The sequence below is a fragment of the Skermanella sp. genome, assembly GCF_059503625.1.
Genome location: NZ_JCACHA010000017.1, coordinates 1 through 4,526 on the forward strand (window position 1 = coordinate 1; position 4,526 = coordinate 4,526).

Genomic DNA, 4,526 nt, shown 5'->3' on the forward strand with positions numbered 1-4,526 from the left:
GATCAGGGGCCTGGTCCCTCTGAATGCGGCATAATCCACCAATCCTTTCCAGTCATCCAGTGAATTTCACATGTCAAAAAAGTTCACTATAAAAGATTTTGTGGAGAAGGCAAAGTCTGTCCATGGAAACACGTATGATTACAGCCGGGCCATATACACAAACAACGCAAGCCCCTTGCGAATAGATTGTCGCGTTCCCGGACATGCTCCTTTCTGGCAAGCGCCGAACAATCACTACAAAGGAAATGGCTGTCCAGCCTGCTCAACTGAGCGCCGCGTTTCCAGAGTTCTATCCTCCGCCGCCAGTAAATTTGTATCTAAAGCCCAAAAAATACACGGAGATTTGTACAGCTATAAGGAAACTGTTTATGTCGACAGCAAGAGCGACGTGACAATTCACTGCTCACGTCATGGCCGGTTCCGGCAAGTCGCGTCCCTTCATCTCCAGGGGCAGGGATGTCCGGCGTGCGGCCTGGAGCGCGGCGCTGCCGCGCGACGTGATGGCTTAGAGGACTTCAAAGCCAAAGCCATTGCCCGGTATGGCACGACCTACGATTATGCTGAGGTTGAGTATGTGAATTCGCGAACCAAGGTAAAAATAGGGTGTCCGATCCATGGTCCGTTTTTCAAGAGACCGGCCATGCATATCAACGGTGAAGGCTGCCCAACCTGCGGCATGGAGCGGAGGCGAAACCCTGCACAGCACGGCTTTGACGGATAAATCAGTTCTGACTGCCAGCTGAGCTGGGTATGGAGGCAGCCTTGTTGCCCGGAGCCCGCATGCCGTACAAGCACAAAGAACCAAGCTGCCGCAAAATCCCGGAGGCCAAATACCAGATACAAAATTCCAATCGGTGGGAGTACGCCCAGGCACCGCAGCAGCTGACGTCAGCTCCGGCGCGGCTTGCCGCCGTGTTTCTCATGAAGCTACTCGCCCGGCCCAACGATCTCGGAATGATCTGGAATGTTGAGCTTGCAGGCTGGCCTTATATTGATGTGGCCATCTGGGTTTTGGCTGCGTCCTTCATGTTTGCGCTCGGTGCTTGATTCGATGACTGGCTGCGCCGGCTGGCGACTCGGCTTATTGGCGCAGGATGCGCCGTCCCAAAGAACGGTAATCCTGTCAATCGGGCACGTCGATGCCCTTGCTGGACAAGTAGTCGCGCATTGCCCGCAGGAAGAACACGGATTGATGCACTCTGTTGGCCTCACAGGTTTTTGCCATGGCTGCGGCGACGCCGGGGGTTAGTCGGATATGGCGACCTCTTGAGCCCTGACCGGGAATGCTGGCAGGGAAGAAGACTTTCTCGCCACCGGCAATTCTGTTCACCATGGCGGTGATAGCGTCGTCGTAGATGGCACGCATGGGCTGACAACAATCTTTCGCGTAGGCACGCACGACAGTCATCAATTCGTCCGACAACCCCGTCACGCTGGTTTCGGTCGTCGGATAGGCGGGTCGCGGCAAGGTTGAAAATCCATCATTCCGTTACTTTTCCGGAAAAGGAATATCACTATTTATCTGAATTCGATAGATAGCACCGGATCTCATCGTCAGTACCGGAGGTCTCATTAATTCCCGGTTAACGTACTCGCCGCCGGCTCCCCGGATGCCTCGGGTCCCGACATTGACGGCAACGCCGGCCGGTCCCTCGATCAACCCGCCCAGAGCGCCGACAAACGACAGCGCCCCTTCAATCAGGATGCCGGTAGCAATGCCCGACCAGGCGTAGTCACTCTCGGCCTCGACACCGCTAGCGCCGTCCTGGCCGAGCGCAGGCGAGCACGCCATCGGCATGATCCCGCCGCCCAGCAGATCGACCCGGGTGGCGCACATCTGCACCCGCATGTCGCCGCGCGACACGCCCGTGGCGTTTACCTCCGTCATCACGGTGCTGCCGGCGGGAATGGCGAGGCACTCCCGCACACGGCCACCGCCCAGAAAGATCCGGCCATAGGCATCCTCGATAAGGATCCCCCTGACCTGTCCCGGCAACTCAGTGCGAACCGGATTGGGGTTCTGGATGATCAGTTCCTCTCCGGCCTTGAGCACGCAGCCGGAAAGCTCGGGCTGGAGGCTGTGCGGATGGTAGAGCCCCTGTTTGCTGCGTCCACCGCCGCCCGTGTAGAAATCTTCCTTGACGCTGGCTCTGCCTTCCTGCTGTCCGACATCGGCAGCAACCGGTATGCCCCCGCTGCCTCCATTCCAGCCTTCACGCACCGTGCTGCTACCTTCCAGCAGCGGGCTCAACACGGTTGTCATATGCTTGTTGCCGAACGCCAGCACACTGACCTTGAAGTTCTTCGGAACCGGCTTGGCCGCTTGTGTTCGGTGCTCTAGCCCCCGATCCGGCTGTGATCTTCCAGGATCCTGGACTGACGGCGTTTCAACCTTCGGCACATTGGGTGGGGTAGCCTCCGGCACCCGGGCGCTGATGCTGGCCGGCTGCAGTCCTTTCGGCTCCTCCCGCTGCGGCTCGGTCGTGATCCCGGCCAGGGCGTAGAGCGCGCCCAGGATCGCGACACCCGATGCGCCGCCGAGCAGCAGCGTTCGGCGGTTGAACCGACCGCCATACTCGCGGGCCGGCTCATCGATGCCATCATCACCGGGATGGCTCTCCTTCTGGTAGCTGTTCAACGCTCCCTCCGAACGCTCATGGTGAGATCACCGCGGCTGAACAAGACCTCGTCAGGCAGGCCACGAATGACGTAGTGACGCGATTGCGGATCGACCCAGAACGAGGGTGCCGATCCCCTGGGCAGGAATGGCACCGGACGGCTGGCAAGGCGGGACGGCGGCAGGATGTAGGTGTTGACGCCATCGTTGTACGCCGACCACTCGCGCGGCAGGAAGTCGGCCGGACCATCATAGGTGTACCGGGTGTCCGACACCGCCGGCGTCTCCTGACCCGGAGCCGCTGCCGCAACCAGTTTCGGTTGATCGGATTCATAGGTGTGCTGGACAACAGGGTTGTAGGGGGCATTGCACTTGTGCGGCGGTTCGACCTCTGACTGTTTGCAGAACGGCACAACGAGATCGTAGAGGTAGGTTCTGCTGCCGGTGGAAATGGTCAGCGATGTCCGTTCTCCCGGCTTGTAGTTCTTGACGGTGATGATCAGCCTCGCACCGGGCGTGTTTCGGCCATGAGCCCGATCGCGCTTGGCCCGCATGGAGGTCGCATCGACACCTCCGGCAGTCACCTCGGCTGAGAAGTACTGGGGATTGCCGAAAATGGCTTCGGGCGTCCCCTCTCCCGGCTCGAGCCAGAACTGCGTGTCGTTGCTGTCCGTCGCCCCCTCGGTTGACGCACCATCCAGGATAACCTCATGACGCAGGCCATTGTGGTACGGGCACGTCATGATCGAACCCTCGAAGGTGCAGTCCAGGGCTGTGCGCCGGGATTGTCTGACCGCGTCCCCGATCTTGGCCGATGCCGATTTGTACCTTTTCTCAGGCTGGGCCGGCCTGGTTGCAACACCGTCGAGCGGCATCAGCGCGCTCGGCATCGAGGGTCTCGGTGGGGCCACTTCCTGAGCTTCCACATAATCGTACGTCAGGGGTGGTGCGGGACCTCCAGGGTCGCCGGTGCAGCCTGCCAGCACCAGTCCCGCAGCCGCCGTCAGCAGAGACCTGCGCATGGTATTGGTCCTCTGTCGCAGTTAATGGGTTAATTAATAGCCCTTAAACGCTCGACACCAGACGCTACTCAGAGCCGAAAATCTCGTAATCCGTGACCAGGATGCCCATCGGGTTGCAGTCCCGGATTTCTGAGGATACAGCCTTGAACTGCTGGACCCGAAACTCCGCTGAGTGCTGAACCGTGGTCCGCCTCATGCCATCGTCGACTATTTCCGGCCACGTGGCACCGATCCACATCCCGTCAGCGCTGCTTCGCTCACCGGGCCTGCGGCCGACCTGAACCTCCTTCTCGCTCAGGATCCTCTTCTGTCCCTTGCGGACCATGTCGACGCCGGCCGATCGCTCGAAAGACCTGTTAGCCTTCACCGCTGCCATGCCCGTGACGGAGCAGTACAGCGTGTCGATCATCTCCTGGACTTGTGCTGGTGAGTCAATGCGGCGCAGCCGGTAGACCAGTCGCTTGACCTCGGCCTTCGACGCCGCCTCGAACTCATCGGCTTTCAGGTCGTTGGCTCGGATGACCTTCAGTGAGGCAAAATCAGCATCGAGCAATGCTGCGAAGACTTCCGGTGGCTGCACCGCGATCTGCTCCCGCTTATAGACCTGATAGCCGTTCAGGCCGAGGCTGCCGACCAATCCCAGCGCCAGCATGCGCAGGGTGGTCCGCTGCTGCTGAGCCAGCCATCCGGGTGCGAACCGTGGAGCCGGAGGAGTGGTGGGAATCGGCTGGGTGCGTCGGATGCGGATCTTTTCAAACATGCTTATGACCTCCTGGACTGAGAGGCAGCACGAACACGCGACCAGTATTGGCTTGTGGATGCGGCGGTTGCCGCCTGTTTCGCCCCGGTCGCCACCCGCTGGGCGCCGTGGCCGATGCCCCTGCCAG

General features: G+C 60.2%; 6 protein-coding genes. 2 read left to right on the forward strand and 4 right to left on the reverse strand.

What is annotated here, in order from left to right; genetic code table 11:
* The first annotated feature begins 70 nt into the window (after positions 1-70).
* Positions 71-721: a DUF723 domain-containing protein gene (locus tag AC5JJ6_RS00410; RefSeq protein WP_496040141.1), complete on the forward strand. Its 651-nt coding sequence runs from the start codon at positions 71-73 to the stop codon at positions 719-721.
* A 59-nt stretch (positions 722-780) separates the two neighbouring features.
* A complete protein-coding gene (locus AC5JJ6_RS00415; RefSeq protein WP_496040142.1) occupies positions 781-1,047 on the forward strand; it encodes a hypothetical protein in 267 nt (88 codons plus the stop codon).
* Positions 1,048-1,123: 76 nt separating this feature from the next.
* On the opposite strand, the gene AC5JJ6_RS00420 is transcribed toward AC5JJ6_RS00415, so the two are convergent.
* The 4 genes from AC5JJ6_RS00420 to AC5JJ6_RS00435 form a co-directional block, all read right to left on the reverse strand.
* Positions 1,124-1,468: a hypothetical protein gene (locus AC5JJ6_RS00420; RefSeq protein WP_044436866.1), complete on the reverse strand. Its 345-nt coding sequence runs from the start codon at positions 1,466-1,468 to the stop codon at positions 1,124-1,126.
* A 21-nt stretch (positions 1,469-1,489) separates the two neighbouring features.
* Positions 1,490-2,638, reverse strand: a complete 1,149-nt coding sequence (locus tag AC5JJ6_RS00425; RefSeq protein WP_496040143.1) for a TraB/TrbI/VirB10 family type IV secretion system protein — start codon at positions 2,636-2,638, stop codon at positions 1,490-1,492.
* The gene (locus AC5JJ6_RS00430) at positions 2,635-3,639 is read right to left on the reverse strand and encodes a hypothetical protein (RefSeq protein WP_496040144.1); all 1,005 of its coding nucleotides are present in this window, start codon (positions 3,637-3,639) and stop codon (positions 2,635-2,637) included. The genes AC5JJ6_RS00425 and AC5JJ6_RS00430 overlap by 4 nt, the downstream gene beginning before the upstream one ends.
* A gap of 64 nt (positions 3,640-3,703) precedes the next feature.
* Complete coding sequence (locus AC5JJ6_RS00435; protein WP_496040145.1) at positions 3,704-4,291, reverse strand: hypothetical protein; 588 nt, start codon at positions 4,289-4,291, stop codon at positions 3,704-3,706.
* Positions 4,292-4,526 lie beyond the last annotated feature (235 nt).